At 57.9% G+C, this 25,581-nt stretch carries 23 protein-coding genes and 1 pseudogene; 14 read left to right on the top strand and 10 right to left on the bottom strand.

The window, feature by feature from the left end:
* The first annotated feature begins 430 nt into the window (after nt 1-430).
* The 6 genes and pseudogenes from ASE04_RS21805 (at nt 431) to ASE04_RS31070 (ending at nt 5,175) form a co-directional block, all read left to right on the top strand.
* Complete coding sequence (locus tag ASE04_RS21805) at nt 431-1,591, top strand: NAD-dependent formate dehydrogenase (RefSeq protein WP_056821869.1); 1,161 nt, start codon at nt 431-433, stop codon at nt 1,589-1,591.
* Between the two features lie 94 nt (nt 1,592-1,685).
* Nucleotides 1,686-2,822: an oxalate decarboxylase family bicupin gene (locus ASE04_RS21800; RefSeq protein ID WP_056821868.1), complete on the top strand. Its 1,137-nt coding sequence runs from the start codon at nt 1,686-1,688 to the stop codon at nt 2,820-2,822.
* Nucleotides 2,823-2,938: 116 nt separating this feature from the next.
* Complete coding sequence (locus tag ASE04_RS31755) at nt 2,939-3,652, top strand: hypothetical protein (RefSeq protein ID WP_244490470.1); 714 nt, start codon at nt 2,939-2,941, stop codon at nt 3,650-3,652.
* 144 nt (nt 3,653-3,796) lie between these two features.
* Complete coding sequence (locus ASE04_RS21790; protein ID WP_056821866.1) at nt 3,797-4,681, top strand: alpha/beta fold hydrolase; 885 nt, start codon at nt 3,797-3,799, stop codon at nt 4,679-4,681.
* Between the two features lie 231 nt (nt 4,682-4,912).
* A pseudogene (locus tag ASE04_RS31750) lies at nt 4,913-4,960 on the top strand (hypothetical protein); the annotation flags it as partial.
* A gap of 20 nt (nt 4,961-4,980) precedes the next feature.
* The gene (locus ASE04_RS31070; RefSeq protein ID WP_056821865.1) at nt 4,981-5,175 is read left to right on the top strand and encodes a hypothetical protein; all 195 of its coding nucleotides are present in this window, start codon (nt 4,981-4,983) and stop codon (nt 5,173-5,175) included.
* 82 nt (nt 5,176-5,257) lie between these two features.
* Here ASE04_RS31070 and ASE04_RS21780 read toward each other — a convergent pair whose 3' ends face one another.
* The 3 genes from ASE04_RS21780 to ASE04_RS21770 form a co-directional block, all read right to left on the bottom strand.
* Nucleotides 5,258-5,524 (bottom strand): hypothetical protein, encoded by a 267-nt coding sequence (locus ASE04_RS21780; RefSeq protein ID WP_056821864.1) that lies wholly within the window; start codon nt 5,522-5,524, stop codon nt 5,258-5,260.
* A 108-nt stretch (nt 5,525-5,632) separates the two neighbouring features.
* Nucleotides 5,633-6,634: a ketopantoate reductase family protein gene (locus ASE04_RS21775; protein WP_056821863.1), complete on the bottom strand. Its 1,002-nt coding sequence runs from the start codon at nt 6,632-6,634 to the stop codon at nt 5,633-5,635.
* A 308-nt stretch (nt 6,635-6,942) separates the two neighbouring features.
* Nucleotides 6,943-8,358, bottom strand: coding sequence for an aldehyde dehydrogenase family protein (locus ASE04_RS21770; RefSeq protein WP_056821859.1), 1,416 nt, complete (start codon nt 8,356-8,358; stop codon nt 6,943-6,945).
* A gap of 99 nt (nt 8,359-8,457) precedes the next feature.
* Between ASE04_RS21770 and ASE04_RS21765 the strand changes: the two genes are divergently transcribed.
* Nucleotides 8,458-9,351, top strand: a complete 894-nt coding sequence (locus ASE04_RS21765; RefSeq protein WP_200960760.1) for a LysR family transcriptional regulator — start codon at nt 8,458-8,460, stop codon at nt 9,349-9,351.
* 161 nt (nt 9,352-9,512) lie between these two features.
* Here ASE04_RS21765 and ASE04_RS21760 read toward each other — a convergent pair whose 3' ends face one another.
* The 3 genes from ASE04_RS21760 to ASE04_RS21750 all read right to left on the bottom strand — a co-directional run bounded on the left by ASE04_RS21760 (nt 9,513) and on the right by ASE04_RS21750 (nt 12,853).
* Nucleotides 9,513-10,241, bottom strand: a complete 729-nt coding sequence (locus ASE04_RS21760) for a response regulator transcription factor (protein WP_082597430.1) — start codon at nt 10,239-10,241, stop codon at nt 9,513-9,515.
* Nucleotides 10,234-11,817, bottom strand: a complete 1,584-nt coding sequence (locus ASE04_RS21755) for a sensor histidine kinase (RefSeq protein WP_056821850.1) — start codon at nt 11,815-11,817, stop codon at nt 10,234-10,236. Before ASE04_RS21755 ends, ASE04_RS21760 begins: the two co-directional genes overlap by 8 nt.
* Nucleotides 11,818-11,998: 181 nt before the next feature.
* The gene (locus ASE04_RS21750; RefSeq protein ID WP_056821849.1) at nt 11,999-12,853 is read right to left on the bottom strand and encodes an oxidoreductase; all 855 of its coding nucleotides are present in this window, start codon (nt 12,851-12,853) and stop codon (nt 11,999-12,001) included.
* Nucleotides 12,854-13,160: 307 nt separating this feature from the next.
* Here ASE04_RS21750 and ASE04_RS21745 point away from each other — a divergent pair, with 307 nt between their 5' ends.
* Together ASE04_RS21745 and ASE04_RS21740 are read left to right on the top strand one after the other, a co-directional pair.
* The gene (locus ASE04_RS21745; RefSeq protein ID WP_162260543.1) at nt 13,161-14,456 is read left to right on the top strand and encodes an ATP-binding protein; all 1,296 of its coding nucleotides are present in this window, start codon (nt 13,161-13,163) and stop codon (nt 14,454-14,456) included.
* A gap of 57 nt (nt 14,457-14,513) precedes the next feature.
* Complete coding sequence (locus tag ASE04_RS21740) at nt 14,514-15,941, top strand: MFS transporter (protein ID WP_244490469.1); 1,428 nt, start codon at nt 14,514-14,516, stop codon at nt 15,939-15,941.
* 16 nt (nt 15,942-15,957) lie between these two features.
* Here ASE04_RS21740 and ASE04_RS21735 read toward each other — a convergent pair whose 3' ends face one another.
* The 3 genes from ASE04_RS21735 to ASE04_RS21725 all read right to left on the bottom strand — a co-directional run bounded on the left by ASE04_RS21735 (nt 15,958) and on the right by ASE04_RS21725 (nt 20,279).
* Complete coding sequence (locus ASE04_RS21735) at nt 15,958-18,501, bottom strand: two-component system VirA-like sensor kinase (protein ID WP_056821842.1); 2,544 nt, start codon at nt 18,499-18,501, stop codon at nt 15,958-15,960.
* A gap of 205 nt (nt 18,502-18,706) precedes the next feature.
* Nucleotides 18,707-19,429: a response regulator gene (locus tag ASE04_RS21730; RefSeq protein WP_056821841.1), complete on the bottom strand. Its 723-nt coding sequence runs from the start codon at nt 19,427-19,429 to the stop codon at nt 18,707-18,709.
* Nucleotides 19,430-19,625: 196 nt separating this feature from the next.
* Nucleotides 19,626-20,279, bottom strand: a complete 654-nt coding sequence (locus tag ASE04_RS21725) for a hypothetical protein (protein WP_056821839.1) — start codon at nt 20,277-20,279, stop codon at nt 19,626-19,628.
* A 444-nt stretch (nt 20,280-20,723) separates the two neighbouring features.
* Here ASE04_RS21725 and ASE04_RS21720 point away from each other — a divergent pair, with 444 nt between their 5' ends.
* The 5 genes from ASE04_RS21720 to ASE04_RS21705 all read left to right on the top strand — a co-directional run bounded on the left by ASE04_RS21720 (nt 20,724) and on the right by ASE04_RS21705 (nt 24,481).
* Nucleotides 20,724-22,190 carry a sodium:solute symporter family protein gene (locus ASE04_RS21720; RefSeq protein ID WP_056821837.1) on the top strand — a complete coding sequence of 489 codons (1,467 nt, stop codon included), beginning with the start codon at nt 20,724-20,726 and terminating at the stop codon, nt 22,188-22,190.
* 67 nt (nt 22,191-22,257) lie between these two features.
* On the top strand, nt 22,258-22,419 hold the full coding sequence (locus tag ASE04_RS31265) for a hypothetical protein (RefSeq protein ID WP_200960756.1): 162 nt from the start codon (nt 22,258-22,260) through the stop codon (nt 22,417-22,419).
* A gap of 131 nt (nt 22,420-22,550) precedes the next feature.
* On the top strand, nt 22,551-23,060 hold the full coding sequence (locus tag ASE04_RS21715; RefSeq protein ID WP_056821835.1) for a cytochrome P460 family protein: 510 nt from the start codon (nt 22,551-22,553) through the stop codon (nt 23,058-23,060).
* Between the two features lie 416 nt (nt 23,061-23,476).
* The gene (gene tatA / locus ASE04_RS21710; protein WP_056821833.1) at nt 23,477-23,656 is read left to right on the top strand and encodes a twin-arginine translocase TatA/TatE family subunit; all 180 of its coding nucleotides are present in this window, start codon (nt 23,477-23,479) and stop codon (nt 23,654-23,656) included.
* A 69-nt stretch (nt 23,657-23,725) separates the two neighbouring features.
* The gene (locus tag ASE04_RS21705; protein WP_056821831.1) at nt 23,726-24,481 is read left to right on the top strand and encodes a response regulator; all 756 of its coding nucleotides are present in this window, start codon (nt 23,726-23,728) and stop codon (nt 24,479-24,481) included.
* Nucleotides 24,482-24,981: 500 nt separating this feature from the next.
* On the opposite strand, the gene ASE04_RS21700 is transcribed toward ASE04_RS21705, so the two are convergent.
* Complete coding sequence (locus tag ASE04_RS21700) at nt 24,982-25,398, bottom strand: organic hydroperoxide resistance protein (protein ID WP_056821829.1); 417 nt, start codon at nt 25,396-25,398, stop codon at nt 24,982-24,984.
* Between the last annotated feature and the right edge of the window lie 183 nt (nt 25,399-25,581).

Genomic DNA, 25,581 nt, shown 5'->3' with positions numbered 1-25,581 from the left:
TCTTGAGAGTTATCCGATGTGCAATTGCGTCGACGTGGAGCAGCGAACTGCGGGATAGAGAGCCGCGTAGGTGACCAGAATATACATCGACCGCAGCGAGATAAGCGAACGTCCGCTTGGATGACGCTGCTGCAAGCGCATGGCTTGATACACGTCAATTCCGCGAGCACGTGGGGCATGATCCATCGATCTAATGCGTCTAAACCTTTGTATAGATGCGGTTCGTAACCCGGCGAATTACCTTCACATCGTTGATGAAACAAGGCGCAACGATGCCAACCCGGATCATATCCGGATTGGGTGATGCACCATTTATTGAAATCGAAAGCCGACCCCGACTTGTCCTGCAGTGGAGCCAAAGCGCCTCTCCTGCAAACGAGAGCCTGTGCCCTCGCGGCACCGAAACGGCGCGAAACCAATGGAGAGCCCAGTGGCCAAGATTCTTTGCGTACTTTTCCCGGATCCCAAGACAGGCTATCCGCCCAAGTACGCTCGGGACAATATCCCTTTCATCAAAGCCTATCCGAATGGCCAGACCGTGCCGTCGCCAAGAGAAACACTTGGCTTCAAACCGGGTGAATTGGTTGGTTGCGTTTCCGGTGAGCTTGGCTTGCGGCCATACCTCGCCTCGCACGGCCACGAGCTCGTCGTAACCAGTGACAAGGACGGTGAAAACTCCGAGTTCGACCGTCACCTCGCCGACGCGGACGTTGTCATTTCGCAGCCTTTCTGGCCGGCATACCTGACTGCCGAGCGCATTGCTAAAGCCAAGAAGCTCAAGCTCGCTCTCACGGCCGGCATCGGTTCTGATCACGTCGATCTCAAGGCCGCGGCGGACCACGGCATCACCGTTGCCGAGGTCACGTTCTCGAACAGCATCAGCGTGGCCGAGCACGTCGTCATGACTGTCTTGTCGCTGGTCCGAAACTATCTTCCGGCTCACGAGATTGCCAATTCCGGAGGCTGGAACATCGCCGATTGCGTCAGCCGCAGTTACGATCTTGAAGGCATGCATTTCGGAACGATCGCCGCAGGCCGCATCGGCCTGGCCGTGCTTCGTCGCCTGAAGCCCTTCGATGTCCATCTTCACTACTACGATCCTCACCGCCTTTCGCCGGCCGTGGAGATGGAGCTGAATCTTGCCTATCACGCGACGCCGCACGATCTCGTCAAGGTCTGCGATGTCGTCAACCTGCAAACGCCGCTCTATCCGTCGACCGAGCACATGTTCGATGACAAGATGTTCGCGCTGATGAAGCCTGGCAGCTATCTCATCAATACGGCGCGCGGGAAGTTGTGCGATCGCGACGCGGTCGTTCGTGCGCTGGAAAACGGCACTCTCGCAGGCTACGGCGGCGACGTCTGGTTCCCGCAGCCCGCGCCGGCAGATCATCCGTGGCGGACCATGCCGCACCAGGGAATGGTGCCGCATATGTCAGGGGCGTCGCTCTCCGGACAGGCTCGGTATGCCGCCGGTACCCTCGAAATCCTGCAGAACTTCCTTGAGGGCGCACCGATCCGCCCGGAATACCTGATCGTCGACGCCGGCAATCTCGCCGGCACCGGCGCTGCTTCCTACAAACTTGCCTAACTCTGCGTCTCTTGCCGGGAGTGTCGTCACGACCAAGGGCAGGCAGCCACTGGCCTTGGTCATCGCCAAAGACCGTAAAATCAGAGGATTCCCAATGAACAAGCACGAAACCATTCAACCGATCCGTGGCACCAGGGGAGCGGATGATCCCGGTCCTCGCAACATCGAGCTCGATCTGCAGAACCCCGATGTTCTGATCCCGCCGGAAACAGACAACGGCTCGTTGCCAAACCTGAGATTCCCGTTCGCGATGGCTCACAACCGTCTCGAGGATGGTGGTTGGGCGCGCGAGGTGACCGTGCGCGAATTTCCGGTTGCCAAGAGCATGGCCGGCGTGAACATGCGCCTCGGTCCTGGCGTGGTCCGTGAACTGCATTGGCACAAGGAAGCCGAGTGGGCCTATATCCTGCAGGGAACCGCTCGCCTTACCATTGTTGATCCGGAAGGAAATCTCTCGATCGACGACCTCGAGCCGGGCGACGTCTGGCTCGTGCCCGCCGGTGTGCCGCACTCGATCCAGGGCCTTGAAGTGGGAACGGAATTCCTTCTCGTGTTTGACGACGGCAATTTCTCCGAGAACGAGACGCTGCTGATCACCGAATACATGGCGCACACTCCGCCGAGCGTCCTTGCGAAGAATTTCGGCGTCGCCAGCGAAAATTTCGCCGACATTCCGAAATCGGAGAAATACATCTTCCGACTCCCGGTGCCGGCACCGCTTGATGCCGTGCGCCGACTGCTGCCCAACAGCCCGCCGCCCTTGTCCTATGTCTTCCATTCCTCCGAAATCCCGGCGGTCGGTTACATGGGCGGGTCGGTGAAGACGATCGATGCGCGCAACTTCCCGGTAACGACGCTTTCCGCGCTGATCATCGAGATCGAGCCGGGCGGGATGCGGGAGATGCATTGGCATCCGGACGCCGACGAATGGCAGTACTACGTCGAAGGCGAAGCGCGAATGACGGTTTTCGATGCCACGTCGAAAGCACGAACGTTCAACTATCGCGCCGGCGACGTCGGCTTCGTACCGCGTACCCTGGGCCATTACATCGAGAACACAGGCACCACGCCGGTCAAGGTGATCAACGTCTTCAACAGTCGCCTCTGCACGGATGTATCGCTGAACCGATGGATGGCATTGACGCCGCCAGACCTCGTAAAGGGCCATCTGAACCTCAACGAGACTGTGATGAAGGCTCTGCGCCAAACCCGCGAAGCTATCGTACGTTGATCACCCGTCATCCATAAGGCGACCGTGCAGACTTTTATGAAGTCAGGGTGCGTGGGCACATCTGTCCACGCACTCTCAATGGCGCGCTCGTAGCACGACCCGTAGAAAGAATTTCGATGAGAGTGAAATCAGCATTTTGTTTGGCGCTCATTTCGTTTGGGCTTATCGCCTCGGATGCGCTGGCGATGGAGAATGAGCGCTCCGCCAAGATCCACGCGCAGAAGATAGTCGGTCAGACGTCTCGACAGGAGCCTGCGGCGTCGCTACTCGTGATCGATTCAAAAGCGGCGACGCTCGAAGGGAACAAGCTTATTCTGACCGGCGTGTCCCCAAACTCGATCGTCTTCGCCGATAGGCCCACCCAGGCAGCCGGCCACCTTTCGACTGAAGACCTCATCAAGCAGTGGGACCAGGGACCCGACAGTTTTGCTGTGGACCCGCCGAACGCGACGATCTCGGTGCTGAACGGCAGATCCGATATCAGTGATGCGGTCGTAACGCTGAAGTCCGCCGCGCTCGCAGGCGACACGCTGACTTTCGATGTCACTGTGCTCGAGGGAAGCTTGAACGGTGCGAGCGGACCCGCCGCCCTCTTTGTCGATCATTGGCACGGCTGGAACAATGCGGGCTGGTACGGGCTTGGCCTGGCAACGGGCGCGGTCGCTGCGGCGCAGCTCGCTCATCCGCCGCGTCCGGTTTACGCAGAGCCTTCCTATTATGATCCCTATTATCCTCCGAGCGCGTGCCCTCCGGGTTTCTGGTTGGGACCCTGGGGTGACTGCCGGGACACTCCGTATCATGGGCAATTGCCGAACGGGGCTTGGCAGTAGGCCGGTCCCATCCGCGGTCACACCGAGCCCTGCAGTCCCTCGGTCCGTCGTTGCAACTGTAGTGCGATACAGGCCCGTTGAAACCTTGGATCGATCTGCTCGCCCCAGAATTCGAACGGGTCTTCCAAAAAACAAGGCAGTGCGATGTACGCTAAATTAAACGGCACGGAAATTTTCTTCGATATCGAAGGCAGCGGTTTCTCCATTGAGGGAAATCGGCTCAGCCCCAAGCCCTCCATCATCGTTTTGCATGGAGGCCTGGGCTTCGATCACGCCTACCTGCGGCCGGATCTCGGCAAACTCAGTGACATAGCGCAGATCATCTTTGTCGATCTGAGGGGGCAGGGCCGATCGGGCAGGCCGGATCTCAGCACCTGTACCTTGGAGCAGATGGCTGATGACGTCGTTTCCTTGTGCGGGCACCTCGGCATTTCCTCGCCCATCGTGTTCGGGCATTCGGCCGGCGGCTTCGTAGCCCTGCATCTCGCGCTGAAGTATCCATCGTTTACCGGCGGTCTCATTCTCTGCGGCAGCAGCCCGACGACCGCTTCGCTGGATGACGACGGTGGGACGGTCGCTCCGCCGCTGGCATCTCGAGCGTCGCCGGATGCCTTGGCAGCGGCTGCACGAATCTTCTCCGGAGAAATCACGTCGGAGACGATCGCGTTGTTCTTCACCGAGGTGGCACCCTATTACGCGGCACCCGCCAATATGGATCGCGTCCCGCAGCTTCTCGACCTTTGTTCCGCCGACATCGGGATGATGCGGCACTTTATGCATGACATTGCCCCGAGCTACGACGTTAGGTCTCGACTGCAGGAAATCGTCGTGCCCGCGCTGGTGCTAGTCGGCAGGTATGATTGGGTGTGCCCGCCGCGGGCAAGTCGTTTTCTCGCCAAGAATATTCCGCGATCGACATTGGTCGAGTTCGCTGCATCGGGACACTTCCTGTTCATGGAAGAATCCGAGGAGTTTTGCTCCGTCGTCAGAGAATTCGTAGGAACCATCGGCGTGCCGCAGGCCGGGTAGCGGAGCAATTCTGAAGATTTAGTAGGGCCTGTCGGCGACGTTGACGCCGGCCAGGCCCGCGAGCCGATGCACCGTGCCTCGGCGCGGCCGGTGACCCAGCGAGCTACGATAGTGGAGCATTCAATAGGATATCAGACCTCGACGATTTCCGCACTCGCGGACAGTGTGTAAGTCGGTGAGACGACCTATGGCGATTTCGGCCTCGGCACTTTCAGCAATCTTGACGATGAGATGATCGGCTTCGGTGGCGTTTTCTATCAGCTGAGATCGGACGGTTCCGCTCGCGTCGTGCGAGATGATTGGAACACGCCTTTCGCTGCCATGACATCGGACCGACGCTGCACAAGGCCTTCGAAACAGCCGGCTCGGTGCTGATCAGCGTGAACGTCGACTACACCGATAATTTCAAGCTGTTCAAAACCGTCGATCGCGACAACTCTTTCGAGACCGAACTTCTCGAAGCAGCCGCGCGACGCGTCCGACAGCGCGCGTAAAGTACGCGCCCTCGCTATTGGCCTGCTACAACACGTCGATGCGGTCAAACGGCTTCGACCGTTCGACGGTCACCGGAGGCAGTCAACTCGTTCGCATATCCGCCACGGAGGCGTATGCGGGAATGTCTCGAAACGTATGTTCCGAGAGCCACTTGTGGCAGGATGCGGCGTTTCGAAGCCCTGGTGTGGTTCGGTGTCCTTCACGGAACAAGTGGATCAGGATCGCGGCCGCCAGTTCAACGTCGGGATCGTGCAAATCCAACAAGCGTTCGTTTCGCCACTCGGTGAGCACTTCGTCGACAATTCCAAGTTCCACCGTGCCGAAGACGGTCGTAAAAAATGCATTCATTGCCACAAACTCAAATGTCATTGGTGCTTAATTCGTGAGGTCGCGATCGGCTCGAGATTGGCGCTACACAGCCGATCCGCATGATGAAACGGGGCGCGATCGAGCCGGTTAGGCAACGTCGCGGCGCCGATCTCGGCTTTTAAAATGCGCGATTCCGGTGATCGCACGAACAATGGGAAGATCGATACCGCGCCGGTCGGCCAGTTCGATTACCGCGTCGCAGATTGCGGCCAACTCCAGAGGACTGCCGCGCTCGAAATCCTGCAGCATGGAGGTCTTGACCTCTCCGAGCCGACGCCCGGATTCGAGGATTTCATCCGGGTCCAACTCAAGCTTCGATCCGTATGCGGCGATAACCGGAAGAACTTCGTGGAGCATCTGCTGGCTGATCGCTGCGAGATGTTCGTCTCCAAAGTTCTCGCCCAGCGTTGCACCGGTAATTGCAGTCACGGGATTGGAAATTAGGTTTCGTACGACCTTGGTCCAGACGGCATCCCTGATGCGTGATGCAACGCGGACGTCGATACCCGAGCGCCTCAATATCCCGGCGAGTTCTTCCAAGCGCTTGGATGGATGATCGTTCAGTTCGCCAATCGTCAGATGCATCGGATGGATTGTGCGGGCGGTGCCCACTCGCAAGCGTTCCGCGGCGATCATCGTCGTGGTGCCGATAACCTGACGCGATGGAATGAGCTTCTTTAGCGCATGGTCGGGATCAACGGAGGTGATGTCGAAGCCGCCCCAGCGGTCTCCCTCGCCGTCAAAATACCACCAGGGAATCCCGTTTATAAGCGGCACGATCATGGTGTGGTCCGCGATGAGCGGCTGAATATCCTTGGCCATCTCCGGCATGTCTTGCGACTTCGGGCAAAGAAACACGATGTCCTGCGGTCCGAAATCGCCAGCGCGGCCGACGCTGACGTGACTATGATGCTCTCCTTCCAGATCAAACAATCTGATACCATTTCGTTTAATGAAGCCGATGCTCTCGCCACGGGCGACGAGGTTCGGCGCGAGACCCGCCAGGCAAAGGCGGGCGGCGATCGTGATGCCGATTGCGCCCGGCCCCACGACACAAATCGAGCCTGCGAATTCGTCTCTATTACCCATTGTGCATTCTCCTAGAATTGCGGTTTCAGGAGAATTGAGCCGGCAGGCTTTGGAGCTATTACAGCCTCCGCATCAAGTGCTACAGATTTAACACTGGCACTTCCGCGATACGTCTCGCCTGACTTCCTGGAAGAGGTTTGTTGAGGAAGAAACGCGAGGCCGAGCTTCATGAAATCGTGTGGGGATAAGCCTTGGTACAGCTTCGCGGGCAATCGCTGCGGTACCGTTTCTACGTTGGTTCGATTTTTCGCTGCATCGCCAACGTGGGCCGGCCTCGAAATGAATCCGGCCCACGGTTGCCAAGCTCCTTATGCGAGCACGGCCTTGCGCTCCAGGAAAGCCTCCAGTCCGAACACACCATACTCGCGTCCGATACCCGATTGCTTGAAGCCGCCGAAGGGTGCGAGCGGCTCGTGCGGAGCTGCATTTATGACGACACGACCCGTGTCGATGCGTTCCGCCAATTCCCGCATGTGAGCCATGTCGCTGCCATTGAGGTAGGCCTGGAGGCCGTAGCTCGTATCGTTGGCGATCTGGATGGCTTCCTCCTCATCCCGGTAAGGAATGACGCACAGGACCGGTCCGAAGATCTCCTCGCGAGCGATCCGCATGGTGTTGTTGACCTTCGTGAAGATTGTCGGCTGCGAGAACCAGCCGCGATCGATGCCTTCGGGACGCCCCGGTCCTCCCGCAAGCAATTCAGCTCCCTCCTCGAGACCAAGCTGAATGTAGGACTGCACACGCTCGTATTGCTTGCTGCTGACCATCGGTCCAATCATCACCTCGGCCTTGGTGGGTTCACCAGGTTTGAAGGTCTTGATCCCGTCCTTGAGCCGTTCCAGCACCTCATCCATCCTGCTCTCCGGGACCAGAACGCGGGTGCCGGCCACGCACGCCTGCCCGCTGTTCATCAGACCCATCATCAGCACATTGGGGATGACCGTATTGAGATCGGCATCTTCGACAATGATGTTCGGTCCCTTGCCGCCGAGTTCAAGCGTCACGCGCTTCAGCGTTTCGGCGCCGACGCGAAGGATTTCCTTGCCGACTGCCGTCGATCCAGTGAAGGTTACCTTCGCGATGTCGGGATGACGGCTGAACTCCGCCCCGACCACGTCTCCGCGGCCGTTGACGATATTGAATACCCCTTTGGGCACATCGGCTTCGTGCAGGCATTCGGTCAGCAGTTGCGTCTGGATTGCGCTCATCTCGCTCGGCTTCATGACGAGTGTCGTTCCTGCTGCGATTGCGGTCGCAAGCTTGGTGCAGATGAAGCCGTAGTTGTTGTTCCAGGGGGTGATTGCCGCGGCGATCCCAACAGGCTGCATCGTCACCTCGGCGCGGCCGATGCGCTGCGTGAATTCGTAATCCTCGAGCACCTTCGCGAGGGTCAGAAAAGTCGCCGAGGCATTTGCAACCGAGAAGCCGGTAAAATACTGCGGAGCGCCGTATTCCTCGACCATGGCGGCAGTGAGTTCCTCGCTACGCGCAGCGATTGCCGCGCTTAGGCGCTTCAGAATGGCGATGCGTTCGGCTTTGCTGCTGCGGGAAAAGGCCGGAAACGCGCGCTTGGCCGCCGCAATGGCCGCCCGGGCATCCTCCACGTCACCAAGCCGTACCGTGCCTATCTTTTCCTCGGTCGAGGGATTGAAGAGATCGGCGGTTTCTGTCCCATGCGGGATGATGAACTGGCCGTCGATGTAGATCTTTTCGATGGTGTGCATTTCTGTCTCCGTGGAAGTGATGCCCTTCATCTAGCCATCGTCGATTGCTCTGATAAGCTGGTCAAATACGGACAAGCCGATAAGGAATTACGGACAATGATGCGTGGGACCCTGGCGGAGCTGGAGGCGGTCATGACGGTCGCGGCACATGGCGGATTCCGCGCCGCGGCGCGCGAACTTGGAATATCGGCGTCGGCTCTTAGCCAGCAAATAGGAGCGTTGGAGGCGCGGATCGGCGTGCGTCTCTTCAATCGCACGACGCGCAGTGTGGCGTTATCCTCGGCAGGAGAGCAGTTCGTTGCCGAGATCACGCCGGCATTGGCAGCCATCCGTAATGCGCTTGATCTTGCGGATGAACATCGTGCCGAGCCGACCGGAATACTGCGGATCAACACATCGCTCGGCGCTGCTCGTATGGTCCTCTCTCAGCTCGTGCTGGAATATCTGCGCCGTCACCCGAAGATGTCGCTGGAGATCGTCACGGAAGGTGCATTGGTGGACATCAATGCTCGGGGTTTCGATGCGGGTATCCGTATATTGGAAGCTGTTCCGCCGGACATGATTGTGGTTCCGATCAGCCGCTTCGTCCGGCCCGCGATCGTTGCGTCGCCCGAGTATTTCGCCGCACACGGCCAACCGCGCGTTCCTGCCGATTTGCAAAATCATGAGTGCATCCGAGGCCGCATGGCGAGCGGGGAAATATATCATTGGGAGTTCGAGCGGCGCGGGGAGACATTCACGATGAACGTCCCAGGCCGGCTCGTTCTCGACGAGAGCGACATAATGCTGCAAGCGACAAGAGCGGGTGCAGGCATTGCCTATCTCAACGAGTGGCAGGTAGGCGAGGACCTCGCTTCCGGACGCCTCGTGCGGATCCTGTCAGACTGGACGTCGCCCTATCCGGGACTATGCCTTTATTACCCCGGCCGGCGTCATATCCCCGCAAAACTCCGCGCCTTCGTAGATCTCATCAAGGAAATCCGGTGGGATTGAGCTCGCTCGCGGATAGGCCACGGATATCAATCCAGCCTGTGTGCAAGACCCGCGTAGACGGCACATCCGCGAGCGTGGACGAGTGGGCACGCCTACGCACACGATGGCATCCTGCGTTGAGAGCTTCTGTTGAGATGAGCGCCGACCGTTTCATCCTAACATTAACCGCGGGGAGGCAGTGCTATATCGCCTTGCCCGCTGCGCAACGCGCTGTTTGCCGGGCGCTTGTCGTCTGCTTGCTTCTTCAGCGCCCGATGACGGCTCACGCGCTCGTTGGCACGAACCAGTTCAGCGACAGAGGTCACCTCCATCTTCTTCATCATGCTCGCGCGGTGCAGCTTTACAGTGATTTCGCTGATCCCGAGCTTGTAGGCAATTTGCTTGTTCATCAGCCCCTCAACAACCGCCTCCAGGACGTCTCGCTCCCGGGGAGACAGAGTGTCCATCCGAGAACTGAAGCGATCAACGTCGCACATCTTCTTGCGGCGGACTGAATCCTGCTCGATCGCCGCCAGCACCGAGTCCAGCATATCCTGATCTCGGAATGGCTTTGTCAGGAAATCGATCGCGCCGGCTTTCATTGCCCTGACGCTCATCGAGATATCGCCAAATCCGGTCATAAACACGATCGGGAGTATGCTGCCGTTTCGCTCAAGATGTTCCTGGAGATCCAGCCCGTTGAGCCCTGGAAGCCTGACATCGAGAACGATGCAGCCGGGTCGGGCAAGTTCCGCACGTTCAAGAAATTCCTCCGGGCTCGCAAATGCGGTCGCCTGAAGGTTCATCGATTGGAATAGATCGATCAACGACTCACGCATTGAGACGTCGTCCTCGACGATATTGATGATTGGGTCGCGGGTGCCGCGCACCGGTGCGGTCGATTCAGGCATCAGCTTTCTCCTTGGGCAGCCGGATCTCAAACACTGCGCCTCCCTCGGGATGGTTGCGCGCCTCGAGCGTTCCTCCTCTGGCCTCGATAGCGGTCCTGCAGATCGACAGGCCCATGCCCATTCCGTTCTTTTTTGTCGTGAAGAATGGCATGAATATTTTCTGCGTGGATTCCAGGTCCAGGCCGTTTCCGGTGTCGCGGACGGAGATCAGAACGTGCTCTCCATCTGCTTCATTTCTTAACGTGATCGTCACGAGCCTTCGCTTTGCAGCGGCGGCGGCGATCGCATGAGCCGCGTTGGAGATGAGGTTTATCAGGACTTGCTGCATCTCGATCTTGATGCCGGATACCGGAGAGATCTCCTCGTCCTGGATAATTTCGACGGCGGTGCGTTCCCGCTGAAGATCATGCTCCATCAATGTCAGGGTTTCGCTGAGAAGGGCGTTGAGATCGATATGCTCAGCCTCAGGCGGAGTCGCTGATAGCATTGACCGGGTGTTCTTGATGATGTCGCTTGCGCGGTTGCCGTCACGCAGGATGCGCTCCGCGGAGCGACGTGCCGCGTCAAGATCCGGCGGGTCTTTTGCCAGCCACCTGAGCAGCGTCTGCGAGTTCACCACCACTGCGCCGAGCGGTTGGTTGAGTTCGTGCGCAAGGGATGCGGAAAGAACCCCGACGGTTGCTGCCTTCGATGCTCGGCTAAGCTCCGCCTGAGCCTCTGCCAGCGTCTTGCGCGCCTCTTCCCTCTGCGTGACATCGACCATACTGACGACGACACGGTTGAACGCAGACGTATCGTCGGGAAAACCGATGCTGAGCAGAACGGACTTCGTCTCGCCGTTCTCGCTGATGACTTCCGCACTGTGTTCAAGATGAGAGGCGCCATCCATGATCGCTTGAAGCACCTCGGTGATTGCCGCGCTCTCTGGCGGAATGTAGCCGGCCATCGCGCAGCTGGAGGGGTGATCGGGCGGTGTTCCCAGCAAGTCATTCGCGGCGGCATTGGCCGCGACGATCTCGATCATCTCGATGCAGTCCCGAATGAATTCCGGGTTGTCGCGTGCGTAAAGCTTGACGTCGCTGATGCCCCGCGCTTTCAGCGAGACGAGATGGTGGCGCAAGCGCGAATAGTCACGCTCCCAAAGAGCAACCCTTGTCCCGTGGAAGATCGAGCGATAGCGCGTTTCGCTTTCACGAAGGGCGAAATTCATCCGCAACAGCTCCGCCCTTGCCTGGTCATTTCGGACGAGCAACGCTGTCGTTACCCCAAGCGAGGCCAAGGCGACGACAAGCCGCAAGAATGCCTGCATGTCGGGATCGGGACCGTGGCCAAAGAAGAACGCGAAAAGGGTAAGCGCGATGAAAATCGCAGACAGCGCCACTAACGCTTTGCGACTGGCGGCCTGGGCGGCGAACAGAAGGGCCATCGAATAGAGGACCGCGACGGCACCCTCGATCCCTGTAAACATATCGACGGCAAATACCGCTGAACCGATCAGGAGAGACAGACCGCCGAAAACCAGGTCATGGTGTTCCGCCTCATGTCTCGCAAAGAACCCGTCAAAGCCGATAGCCATTTCTTCAACCCATTTCGATCAAGACATCGGTCATTTCGTTTTGTCGGATTTCAGTCGGCGCCTTAGGGACCGGTGTGGCGGAAATAAACAAGGGCCGCCTCTTGAGGGGGGAGGAGAGGCGGCCCTTGGCGGATCGGAGGGCGATCCGCGACTTCGGCGCGAGGAGGGGTGATCGCCGAAGTCAATTCGTCTTTTGAGGCGTGCGAACTTGCTCGAAGTCGGTGGAAAGGCTGAGCTCCTCCCAGCCATCGAGCTCAATCTGCCGCCGCTGGCTTGCAGCGCGGATTGCTTTTACGGCGTCGCTTCCCAGCGCGAGCCTGAGCGGGGGTGCATTGGCTCGAGCGACTTGCAAGATCGCCTGAGCGGCCTTCTGAGGATCGCCGGGTTGGCGTCCGTCATAGGCGCGCTGTGTTCTGGCGGCAGCGCCGACGACCTGATCGTATTCTGGACGTCCGAAATTCAGCGTGGTCGAGGCGCCTGCGAAGTCCGTTCTGAAGCCACCCGGCTCGATGATCGTCACCTTGACGCCAAACAGAGCCATTTCGCCGGCGAGGACCTCCGAGAAACCTTCCACACCCCATTTCGAGGCGGAGTAAGCACCACGACCCGGTGCTCCGAGGCGTCCGCCCACCGAGGAAAAGTTGATGAAATGGCCACTGCGCTGTTCTCGGAAAACCGGGATCACCGCCTTGGCGACCATGATGGTCCCGAACAGGTTCGTTTCGATCTCATTTCGTATATCTGCCAGCGTCGCATCTTCGATGGAATTGATCGTGCCGTATCCCGCATTGTTGACGACAACATCGAGCCCGCCGAATTGATCGACAGCTCTCTCGACAGTTGCGGAAACTTCGTCGGCGTTCGTCACGTCCAAGCGCAGGATCATCACTCGATCGCCGTACTTGAGCGACAGATCCGCGAACCCATCGGTGTCGCGAGCGGTCGCAACAACATGATGTCCGCTTTCCAAGGCGGCGTGGACGAGCGCACGGCCAAGACCCTTGGAGCTTCCAGTTACCAACCAACGTTGCTTCATCGCCAATCTCCGAGACTTTGTTTGTCCCGGATCGTTGGCCCCGTATGTATCTGGTGAATTTCGGAAGACCGCAGTTTTTGCAATGTCGTGTAAGTTTCGGCGGCCACGACATACGAGGATACAAACGCCGGCGATCCTCCGGGTGTCGCCTCGGAATAAACCCCTCATTACAGACGAAATACATCCGACCGGATCTGAAACGAAAGCATGGCTTTGGGAACGCACTACTGACCTCGATCGAGGGCTTCAAAGGATGCCCTCGGGGATAGCAGCCCGACACGTCAGTAAAGCAACCACAGAGATTCCGATGGCCAGCCGATTTTCAGATTCTCGAATGCACGGTTTCCCTAAACCGAGTGTCAGGCCCAGGCTCAGCACTATGCGGGACCGACTGATATTCGTAACGATGGCGGGAGTATTGCTGGCGCACGGAGCACTCGCACTCGGCGTGTACCAGATGCGGGGGACCTTGCATGAGCGTCGCGATCCGCAATTGGAAAGGGCGACGCCTGTAGAGTATGCCGCACTCACCGATCAAATGGTCCTCGATCCCAGGTATCAATCCCAGCGCATGCCGGAGCGTTTCCCAGCCGGATTGTTCCAACGGGCCGAAGCTGATCGTCCGGAGTTCGATGCAATCGCGGCCCCTGTGCCGTCTTTTGCGCGGCTGGAATTTCCGGCAGCGACTGTCGATCCGCTGACGGCAATGGTGGGAAGCCATATCGTTCTTCTGCTGCTGATCGGTCTGATGTTCGCTTATGTGATCCGCACGACAATCAGGCCACTGTCGCAAATCACCTCAGCCGTCAGTGCATTGGGGCCTGAACGTCTCGGCCATGAACTGGAAGAGAATGGACCACCCGAGGTGGCTGCCATGGCGAGGGCATTCAATACGATGCGTCGCCGCATGCGAGGCCATATGGACGAGCGGATTCAAATGCTCTCCGCCTTCTCTCATGACATGCAGACACCGATCACCCGGATGCGACTTCGAGCAGAGCTGGCAAACACGTTTCCGGATAGGGAGAAGTTCTTGCGAGATCTTGATGAAACTGAACGGCTGATCAGAGAGGGAATGGCCTATGCGCGAAATGCGCATGTGAGGCAGGAGGAAATCAAGTCCGTTGATCTGCACGCATTCATCGATTGCCTTGTCACGGACTATCAGGAAACCGAGCGCGCCGTGAGCCTTATCGGCAATGTGGGCGGCGTGATCATGACCCGGCCTCAGGCGTTGCGGCGCGCGCTCACGAATTTCGTCGACAATGCGCTCAAGTTTTCCGGCGCTGCCGAAGTGCGTGTTGAGCACAAAGACAACGGCAAAATCGTGATTTCGGTGTTGGACCGTGGCCCCGGTATAGCGGAGGAACTGCTCGAGAGGGTCAAGAAGCCCTTTGTGAGAGGCGCGCAGTCGGCGACGGGCCAGGTCCAGGGGACAGGCCTCGGTCTGGCAATTGCTCAGCAACTTACTGCCAGCCTGGGTGCGAATTTCAACCTTCGTCGGCGGGCCGGCGGCGGGTTGATTGCCGAGTTGATACTATCGGCCACCGCCCCGCAAGCGTTGGAAACTCCGCGTTCGGAAGCTGCTCTGGCGTCAGCTTGAGAGAAACGATCGGGCCACCTCGGTGCAGGTGTCGAGACACGCTTCACCGCCCCCCGGTTGCTCTCTTTCAGATGTAATCAGAATTCGGCTTACATTGGCGGCGGTTCAATATTAGGACCTCTGAAACTTCGATACAATTCTTATGGCCTCGCTACATTGACCCAGCATGATGCTCACACCTCTGCCAGCCGGGAGGTCTCGTCTCAACACGAACAGGAACCGCGCAGCGTGGTTCGCATGCTTGGAATAGCAGCAGCCGGCGGAGCGCTCGAGTTCTATGATTTTGTTATATTCGTTTTTTTTGCGGACATCATAAGCGTACTTTTCTTTCCTCCGGGTCTTCCGCGATGGTTGGCTACCATGCAGACCTTCGGGATCTTCGCCACCGGATATGTTTTTCGTCCGCTGGGCGGCATTGTTCTCGCGCATTTCGGCGACCTGTTCGGCAGGAAAAGGGTGTTCGCCTTTTCAATTCTTCTCATGGCCGCTTCGACGCTCGGTGTTGGCCTGTTGCCGACCTATAAGATGATCGGCCCAGTGGCTCCTGTTCTTTTGGTCGTGCTGAGGATTACACAAGGCATCGCCATTGGGGGGGAGGTTCCCGGCGCGTGGATCTTTGTCGCCGAGCACGTTCCCCATAACCGCAGGGCGGTTGCGTGCGCGCTTGTTTGCGCCGGGTTGAGCGTGGGTGTGTTTGTTGGAGCTGGGCTGTCCGGTCTGCTTTCCCTGGTCCTGTCTCCGGCGTCCATGCTGGACTTCGGATGGCGCATACCTTTCCTCCTCGGAGGGGTGTTTGGCTTTGTCGCTGTTCGACTGCGGCGGATGCTCCATGAGACCCCCATCTTCGTCGCGCTGCGAGCGCGAAGGGTCCTGGTTCCCGAGCTTCCGATCGGTGTGGTCATTCGCACCCATCTTCGTGGAGTGGCTATCTCCGCTATTTGCACCTGGATCCTCTCGGGCTCCGTGGTGATTTTGACGCTGATGGTTCCAACGATCCTTCAAGGCGCTCATCATTTCGAGCGGTCAACAGCGATGATCTCGACGACGACCAGTTCGATCTTTCTGGGAGTCGGCGTCATGGTTGGAGGGCTGGTCTACGATCGGGTCGGGGCTGGCTGGTTTTTCCTTTTGGGGGGAGGGCTCTTGGCTGTTGGCGGTTGCGCGTTTTTCAGCGTTGCCATGGTCGAGCCGTCATATGTCTATGCACTGAGCGCCCTGATTGGATTTTGCGGCGCAATCATTGCTGGCGTTCCCGTTGCGATGGTGTCGTGCTTTCCGCCCGCAGTGCGTTTCTCAGGAGTGTCGTTTTCCTATAACGTCACCTATGCGGTTGCCGGCGGTACGACACCGCTGATGATCGCCATGCTGTTGAACCTCCACCCTCAGTCGCACGTCTTTTATCTCCTCGCGATCAGCGTCCTTGCGGTTTGTCTCGGTATCTATTTTCTGGCGAAGCCCGACGTTCTTCGCTACGGCGCGGACTGACGGCGCCACGGTCGTCTCAGCCTTCCGATCTTGAATCGATCGCCACCATCTTGGTCTCGATCAGCCTCGAAAGCGTGGTCGCGAGACTGTTCGCGCTGACAGGTTTTCGCAGGGTTGGAACACTCGGAAAGCGCCTTGGATCCAGTCCGTCGCGCGCCGGATCGGTGAGGAAAAGTGTCGAGCCAAACGGATATTCCTGAGCCACTGCTTCCAGGTCCGGCGGGGACTGCCAAATATCCAGGTCGAAGACGATCAGGTCAGGATGCCGCTCACCGTCTGCGATCCATTTCCGCAGGGCGGCGAGGTTTGAAAATCCGACCGGCTCGTATCCAAGTGCTGCAATTTTCTCCTCGAACATCAGCCGTAGGCTTTGGTCTCTTTGCGCCAACGCAACCACTTGCCCGTCGCCAAGTGGGACAGTTCGCTCATCGAAGAACTGGGCGAGTGGAACGGGGTTTTCCGCTGTAAACGGAAAATAGAGCTTGAAGGTCGTTCCCGTCGCCGGCGTGCTCTCGACATGGATTCTCCCATTCATCCCGGTGACGTAGCCGTGAACAGCCGCCAGACCCAAGCCGGTCCCGCCGGATTTCGATTTGGTCGTGAAGAAAGGTTCGAAAACATGGCGCAGAAGGCCAGGCGCAATGCCGCTTCCGTTGTCGGTGACATCAATCATTATGTATCGTCCGCGAGGAAGCACATCGTGTGAGAGCGGCGTATCTCCGGCGATCTCTATCCGCTCGGCCGTGAGCCGAATGCGTCCTTCTTCTCCGGACGCCTGCGCCGCATTCATGCACAGGTTCATGATGGCCTGTTGCAGCTCCAGCGGATTGCCGACAATGGCCGGCATCTCGTCGGCGATCGCTGCGGTTACGGATATTCCCGCCGGAATAGACATCTGCACCAACGGCACAATGTCATCGATCGCTTCCTTCAAGTCGAAGGGTCGACTTACTCGCTCTCGTTTGCGGCTGAAGGTCAGAATTTGATCGATGATATGTTTCGCGCGATGTCCGCTCGAAACAATTTCCTGCAGATACTGCCGTGTGCGAGAGGTGCGATTGTTGAGGTGGAGCGCCATCTCGCCGTAGCCCATGATCGCACCCAAGGTGTTGTTGAATTCGTGAGCAATGCCGCCAGCCAATGTGCCCAATGCTTCAAGACGCTGAGAATGTTCGAGCCTGGCCTCCAGCTGCCGCCGCTCCCTTCGTTCACGCTGGCCCTTTATGCATTGTGCCAGCGTGATGATTGCGTGGCCAAGAAGACGGATTTCGTCTCCGCCGGGCTTGCTGCGGAGGTCCTTGTGTTCAAGAAACATCAGCGCAACAGAGTCGGCGTCTATGCTGGCGGCGACAACCGAACCGGCACTCATCGCCCCCTCGGGAAATGCCAGAATCTCCGATTGCTGCAGGTTGTGGTAGTAGAAGCGGTCCCAGTGGAGCTGCTCCTTCATCGTTGCCGTCGAAATTTGTTCGGAGTGCCGCTGAAGAAGAGGAGCCAAAGCGGATTGGTCCGTTTCTCCATAGCTCGACATGATCATCTTCGTTCTGCTGTCGACGATAAAGAAGCTGTATCTGCTGGCATCGAAGAAGTCGGCGACGATCGACAGGCAATCGACAAGAGGTGCCGAAACGTCGTCGGTATCGTCACCGAACCGTCGCCTTATGTCCGCCGTCAACGTTTCGAGATCCAATTGCTGCGTCAGCCGGTGGGTTTGCGCCCGCAAGCGGTAAACGAGGATGCCGATGTAGATGCACAGGAAGACCGAGATGGAGCCGAGCAATGTCCGGCTCCACGACGATCGGACGCTGATCAAGCCGTAAGCATCCAGATATTGCTTCTGAAGTATCTGCGCTTCGTAGGATGTCTTCGACGCCTGTATGGCCTGGATCGTATCGTCCACGGCCGGAAGTGCGGTCAGGATTGTGCGTGCCTGGGCGACATACGAAACGATGCTCGGATCAACGGCTTTATCGGACCGAAGCATTGCGCCTAATTTGTCCTGGATTGCACGCGCCAATCTCTCGTTCGGCTCGGTGGTAAACCGCATCATCAGATTGCCAAGATCGACGGACCTACCGACCGCCTCCTTGATGGCGGGGTCGTTGCTTTCGTGAAGTTCGGTGAGCAGTTGATTGGCTGCAGTGAGCGAGGTCTGCAGGAGTGTGTTGTCCTTTCTGAAACGCTCTACCAGCTCTTCGTCACGATCGATCGACCCCGACAGGGCATTCAATTCCATGGTGAGGGCCGGAATGTTTTCCACGCCGCTCTCGGGGAATACCGATCTCAGTCGGTTCACGGTGGCGCGCAGATCCGAGATGGATCTTACCAAGGGGTCGTAGCTTCTAAGGAGGCCGGCCCTGGCCTGCAGAACGTCACGCTGGAGGGACGCATGGTTCACGTCGATCGCGCGCAGCGACGTGAGGATAGCCTCATGGGTATCTCGGGACGGAACGCGACCGAGGGCAAGCAAGGCGAAGCAAAGAGCTCCCACGACGAGTACGGCTATGCGCCATAATTCAACCGTTGCTCGCCGCCTTGGCGGTCGTGGGCTTATTTCCATCGTCTAACCAACTGGGTCCGGTCGTGGGCAAGGGAGCAGGTGCGGCTCGCTGCACGGGCTTTCACGCGGATTCTTCGAAACGCCTAAAACATATACGCAGTCATATTGGAACCCCAGGCCGATACCGCACAACCGATACGTTGGTATAGTTGATCACACGGCGAACGCTAGGCTTCCGTCGACAGATAGAAGCCGACGAGGGCGCCTATCTCTGGCGCCTTCTAGCCTCGATAGCCACGTCGCTATCGAAAATGTACCCGGCGCCTCGTTCGGTGCGGATGAGCTTTGGTGTCGAGGGATCGGTCTCCAATTTACGGCGCAGCCTGAGAATTAGGACGTCGATGCTCCGATCGAAGATTTCCTCGTCGTGAACACGGCTGGCGGAAAGCAGCTGCTCTCGCGACAGAACCTGGCGCGGCGCATCGAGGAAGGCGATCAAGAGATTGAATTCACCCGCCGTCAGCTTGACTTCGCTCTCCTCCGCCGACATCAGCTGTCGCTTCTTGACGTTCAATGTCCACTTGTCGAAGGCGTAGATCTTTCGTTCCCTGCGATCGGTAACCACGGGACGAACTCTGAGCGCGGCGCGGACGCGCGCAAGGAATTCGCGCAGTCCAAATGGCTTTGTCACATAGTCGGACGCACCGAGTTCCAGCCCGACGACTTTGTCGGTCTCTTCGAGCCGATCGCCGCTGATGATGATGATGGGAGCATCAGACCTCCCGGACAGCGTGCGGACAATCTCGAGGCCATCTTCGTGGCCGAGGTTCAGATCGACGATAATGAGGTCCACGGGCTCGGCTTGCAGCACCTGCCCGAGTTGATGGCTATCCTTGACCCCGGTGACCCTGAAAGCGTGCTGGGACAGGTAATCGATGAGAAGACCGCGAAGCTTGCTGTCATCGTCGACGACGAGAATGTGTTTCACGTTTCCCCCTGGGGCGGCAGTCGTTGATCCGGCATTGCGTACCACATATTCAGCGATACTGTCGCTTGATCGCGTGAGTTGCAGTTCGAATTTTTCGTATCACGCCGCCAAATTTCAAATGCGTTTCAATCGGCAAAGCTTTGTTACAAATGCAATTTTCTGACACGGAGAAAGCGGCAGCCATCGGATGAGGTCGCTACCAATGGCTCTCGGCGACCTGCGCGGATTTTGGCCAGCGATGTGGGGCAAACGCCAGTCGTCTGAGCTTTCCTACCGCAACATATTCGTCGACAAGTCGTCGTTCGGCAGCGAATGGATGGTATGGGGGGCCGGAGTGCTCAAGGCCTACGATGGTCACGTTAGCCCCAGAGAACCTGTCGAGAACGGCGGCGACCAGAATAATCTCGCTGCTCGGCACCAGGTAGGGTCCAGGGCCATAGAAGCGAAGAGCGTCGTCGACCCAATCATGCAGCCGTTCATCGACCACACGAAAGACCTTTGAAGTCGCGGCACACAGTCGATCAAATTCGCCTGAGTGGTCGTCGCAAAAGTCGCGCAATTCCGGATGCAACACCGCCACCAGCGGCCGTATCGCGTTGAACTTCTTCGGATCGTTGAGGCCCCAGATCTCGGTTGCCTGCTGAACGGCAGGCTGGGATTGCCATTTCCGCGATTCAAGCACCGATCTTGCCGGTTGCCCGAAATTGCGAACCGCCACGATATCGGTCCTTGTTCCGGCAACCCCTTGCGATCGGCAGTCGTCCAAACGCACGACCAGATCTGCCGCATCAATTGTGGAAGCAAACCTTCTGTCAACTCTGCCGTTTCCGACGATGATAATTCGAGCCATCTCTTTTTCCGTTCAACGATGAACAGGGGCTGCATTCTGCCGACGATATGTGTCGGCGCACCCGTTTTCCCTGCCGAGACCTGCAGGCCGAAGGTGAGGGTTCTGTTGCAGAAGTGACCATTCTGATTTTAATCGTAACAGGCTGGCTGTGATTATTACGATCGTAAGACGATAGACGCGCGACCGGCCTCAATGGCGCTGGTCAGCCGGTTACCGAGGCGATACGGTTGCAACTGGTTGGAGCGCCTGAACATCAAAGCAGATCATGAGAAAACAGAGAGTGACCGACGGTGGCCTGTTGCTGCGTTTCGATGGTCCGCCCGGAGGAACACTGTCCATAATCCGAGCGATCGATAATGCGAAAGCGGCGAGATTGAAGGCAATTATTGGCTGGCTTTTCAGCTGTCGTGAAAGCACGCAAAGTTCTGCCTTGGAGCTGCGGACATGAACATCGCGCTCCTCTTCGTTTTCGGAATCACTGCTGGCATCATGCTCGTAGGCTATCTGGGACGAGCCCAACGGCCTATCAGTCTCGAACAGTGGGCGCTCGGCGGAAGACGCTTTGGAGCCCTGCTCGTCTTCGTCCTTATGGCTGGCGAGATTTACACGACATTCACGTTCCTCGGAGCCAGCGGATTCGCCTACGGGAAGGGCGGGGCCGCGTTCTACATTTTAACCTACACCTGCTTGGCGTTCATTTCCTCGTACTGGTTGCTGCCTCCGATCTGGCGCTTCGCCAGTCAGAGAAGGTTAGTCACCCAACCGGATTTTTTCGAGCAGAAGTACCAGAGTTCCGGTCTGGGGCTGTTGGTAACGATCGTCGGCTTGGTTGCTTTGATTCCCTACCTGATCCTGCAGCTGAAAGGATTGGGCATCATAGCGGAGACGGTGTCGGACGGTAAAATACCCCATGCGGTCGCAATCATCGTCGGGGCGGCGGTTATGGCGTTATACGTGATCGCATCCGGCATGCGGGGATCGGCCTGGGCGGCGACAGTCAAAGACGGCACGACCTGGGTGATCTGCGCGTTTCTGGGAATCTATCTTCCCTATCACTACTACGGTGGCATCGGCGAAATGTTTGCGCAGATCGAGATCGCGAAGCCGGGATTTCTCTCGCTGCCGGATGCCGGGGAAACGATCGTTTGGTACTGTAGCACGATCGCTCTGTCCGCCCTCGGTCTATACATGTGGCCGCACACATTCTCGTCGGTCTACACCTCGAAAACAGACGCCGCGTTTCGGCGAAACGCCGTCTTTATGCCGCTTTACGCCCTGGTTATGCTGTTCGCGATGCTGGTGGGGTTTGCTGCCGTTTTGCAGGTGCCCGGACTGCAAGGCGGCGAGATAGATCTCGCTCTCCTGAAACTGTCCATCAAGACCTTCGATCCGTGGTTCGTCGGTGTCATCGGAGCTGCGGGAGTTCTCACCGCACTAGTTCCCGGTTCGACGATCCTGATCGTCGGCTCGACACTGATATCGACCAATATCGTCAAACGCCTGGCACCCGCTATGTCCGATAAAGGCGCAACGACGTCCGCGCGCCTGTCTGTCGTCTTGATCAGCACCGTTGCTGTCTACTTCACCCTTGTCGGGGGAGAAAGTATCGTCGCCATCCTGATCATGGGCTACAGCATCGTGACCCAACTGTTTCCCGCGCTCTTCGCCAGTTTGTTGCCCAGGAATCCCTTCACGAAGGAGGGGGCGGCGGCCGGCATTATCGTTGGGGTCGGCACTGTCGGCGTGGTCGTAACAACCGGCCTGACCATTTCGAGTTTCTTTCCCGGTGCTCCCGTCATGATCAAGCAGGTCAATACCGGATTCATAGCGTTGACGTTGAACGTGCTGGTGGCGTTGCTCGTCAGTGTCGCGACGGCGCAGCGTCCCGTCTCGTCCACGAACTACAGGTAGCTTTCAAAATGGCTCCAGCGAAACACGTGCATTGGAGGCGACTGTGAGAGGAGTGATCGTTTTCATCATGGTGGCGATCGTTTTTGCGGGCAGCATTGCCTGCAATACCGATGGAACCGTATTCGGTCTGCCGGTTTTTTTCGTCTGGAACGTGTTCAGTGTCTTCTTGATCGCGGGAGGGATGTGGCTGATCTTCCAGTTGGATCCCCGCAACAGGGACAAGCCCTGACGGCCAATAGCTTCGCCTAAGCCAATCGCACGCGACGTACACACGGATACAAAACGGCGGGCAGCGGAAATCCGACAGATACATTCACCGGTGATCTTCTTCGAGAAGCCTGATCACCGTAGGAGTGTGGAATGAAGCTTGCTATTCTTGGTGCGGTTGCCGTTGCGGCTGCCGGTTTTGCAGTCGCGGTATCCTACTCCGAGGCCACGGAAGCACCTTCCGCCAATGCTTCGCCGATTTACGGCGTCACGATCCCTGAAGGCTATCGCGACTGGAAGTTTGTCGCTCCAGCCCAGGAAGCGCCGCCGTTGGATGAGTTGCGGGCGGTGCTCGCAAACGATATCGCCATCGATGCCTACAAGAGTGGGACGCTGCCGTTCCCGGATGGCTCCATCCTCGTCAAGCTTGCCTACAAGCGGAAGCAATCCACGGAATTTCCGCCGGCGACGGTGCCGGGTGCCCCGACGACTGTCCAGGTGATGGTGAAGGATTCGAAGAAGTATCCCGACAGCCATGGGTGGGGATTTGGACGTTTCATCGACGGCAAACCTGTCGATGTGGCTCAGCACGAAACCTGCCTGGCGTGTCACGAATCGAGAGTGAAAGACCATGACTACGTCTTCACTCGGTACGCGCAGTAGTCCGTCCAACAGCCGGAATTGCCGCCGTTCCTAGCGGCATTCCGATAACACAGCAGTTTGAAAGAGCGCAGGGGTGGCCGCAGAGCATGGGGCCGGGCGCAAGAAGTCGGCAGCCGCGCTGGCGATGAACATTATGGCACTTTTCAGACTACCGGATTATGCGTGAAACTTGCACCGATCGGTGCCGCGTCCGAGATGGTTATACTCGACATTGTATCTCAATGTGTCCAACCCAACGGCAGCTACAATAGCCTTCAATTCGATAAGCTTGCGGACATAGCCGCGATACATCGGTGCTGTTTTATCACCGATGGAAGCTGACATGCGGGGCACCAATGTTCCCGACAGAACAGTCCTTCCAAAACCAACGGATTGTAATCTGAATATCGTCGATCGTTGAGCCTATGGAGGCATATATGGGATCGTTCAGCGCCTGGCACTGGCTAATCGTCCTCGCAATCGTCGTACTGCTATTCGGCCGCGGGAAGTTTCCTGCATTGATGGAAGACGTTGCTTCCGGAATCAAAAAGTTTCGCCGGGAGATGCCCTTCGAGGACGCGATTGAGCAGAGCAACGATGATCCAAAACATGGATGAGCGCTGTGCCCAGGGATTTTAGACAGCGTAGCAATTCCGCGATTTCAGAAGAATAAACTAGAGGCGAATATGGACCACATCGATCACATACTTGTCGTGGATGATGACCGTGATATCCGCGAACTCATATCTGATTACCTTAGAAAGAACGGATTCCGCATAACGGCGGCCGCCGACGGTCGTCAGATGCGCGGCCACCTGGAAGCAAACGCATTCGATTTGATCGTTCTTGATATCATGATGCCGGGAGATGACGGGCTCGAGCTCTGCAGGGAATTGCGCTCGATGAAGGAACGTTCGCTACCGATCATCATGCTTACCTCGAGATCGGATGATGCGGATAGAATCCTTGGGCTTGAGATGGGAGCGGATGACTACCTGACGAAGCCGTTTTCCGCTCGTGAGCTATTGGCACGCATCAATGCAATCCTGCGGCGCGCGCGAATGATGCCGCCGAACTTGAGCGAGGCGGGGCTGCCCGATGTAGTGGCCTTTGGGAAATGGATGCTTGATACCGCTGCCCGTCGTCTCTTCGATAAGGGAGGAACGTCGGTTGCGCTCAGCGGAGGGGAGTATCGGCTTCTCAAGGTGTTTCTGGATCACGCGCATCGCGTGCTCAGCCGCGATCAACTTCTATATCTCAGCCAAGGCAAGGACGCGGATGTTTTCGACCGCTCTATCGACTTGCTCGTCAGCCGGCTCCGCCAGAGACTGAATGACGACGCCCGCGATCCCGCCTACATCAAGACCGTGCGGAGCGAAGGTTATGTCTTCTCTGCCCACGTCAATCAGTCGCGCGTACCCGCCAATCAAAGGACCGTCTGAGCGGTTCTCGAATGGCGCATGTGGTGGAGATACCCGGGATCATGCCGCCGTGTTTCCAGCGACGGTCGCCGCTATTGTTCATGGCCTCTTGAGCTCTGCACCGGCTCTGCTGGCGTGGTCAGAGCTATTTGTGCGATGTCCATCATCCGGCGCCAAACACTCGCCTTCAATGTCATGACTTTGCGGATCGGCCACCGTCTGCGCGAAGGCCAATCCGTGCCGGCGTACGGCTCAACTACTTGGTCGCTTTCGCCTGAAACACGAACCAACAATAGGACCCCTTATTCGAGCTCATGGACCGGTCGTTGGTAATGGCTCCTGACCGAGGCGCGAGGCGTCGATGAGGCCCACGAGTGGGGATGGTTCTTTCGAACTGATCTCGTATATGCATGGCGCTGCGAGTACGCTGGCGACAAGAATGGCAATAATTGCTGCTTTCATATCAACTCCTCGGGAGGGTAATGCCCCTCCCTTTGTCAACGGGGTGGGTTCGCGCTGGATCAAACGACTGATATCTCGACGGTGATGTTGCCGCGGGTTGCTTTGGAGTATGGGCAATTCTGATGCGCCTCGGCGACAAGGCTGCGAGCGGTTTCGCCATCAAGGCCAGGTAGAGTGACGCGCAATCTTGCCTGAAGCAGATAGCCGCCGTTTGTCATTCCGAGGTCAACTTCCGCGTCCACGGCGGTATCGGCCGGAATCTTGATATCGCGCTTCGCCGCAGCATGGCTCATTGCGCCAATGAAGCAGGCCGACCAGCCAGCCGCGAAAAGCTGCTCGGGATTGGTGCCGGCGTGATTGCTGCCGGGAGGCGAGAGCCTGATCACAAGCTGCTCGTCACTGCTCCTCGCAAAACCGTCGCGACCTCCGGTCACGTGTGTTTTGGCGGTATAGAGCACTTTGTCGATCGTCGTCATGGGGCACGTCCTTTATCGGGTCGCGGGATGCGACACGTCTTTACAGTTCCGATTCTGACGCAGGGACGTATCTCGTATATTTCCGGCAAAGCTGCTGAGTGTATCCAAGCGTAGAGGAATTCTCTTGTAGCGGTCGCCGCTCTCAGCGGTAGCGCTTGCATCTCTGGTATGAGCAGCAGTCGC

Source organism: Rhizobium sp. Root708 (assembly GCF_001429725.1).
In the GTDB taxonomy this organism is placed as follows: domain Bacteria; phylum Pseudomonadota; class Alphaproteobacteria; order Rhizobiales; family Rhizobiaceae; genus Rhizobium.
The sequence above is the reverse complement of the archived record's forward strand: the minus strand, read 5'-3'. Positions and strand labels throughout refer to the sequence as shown.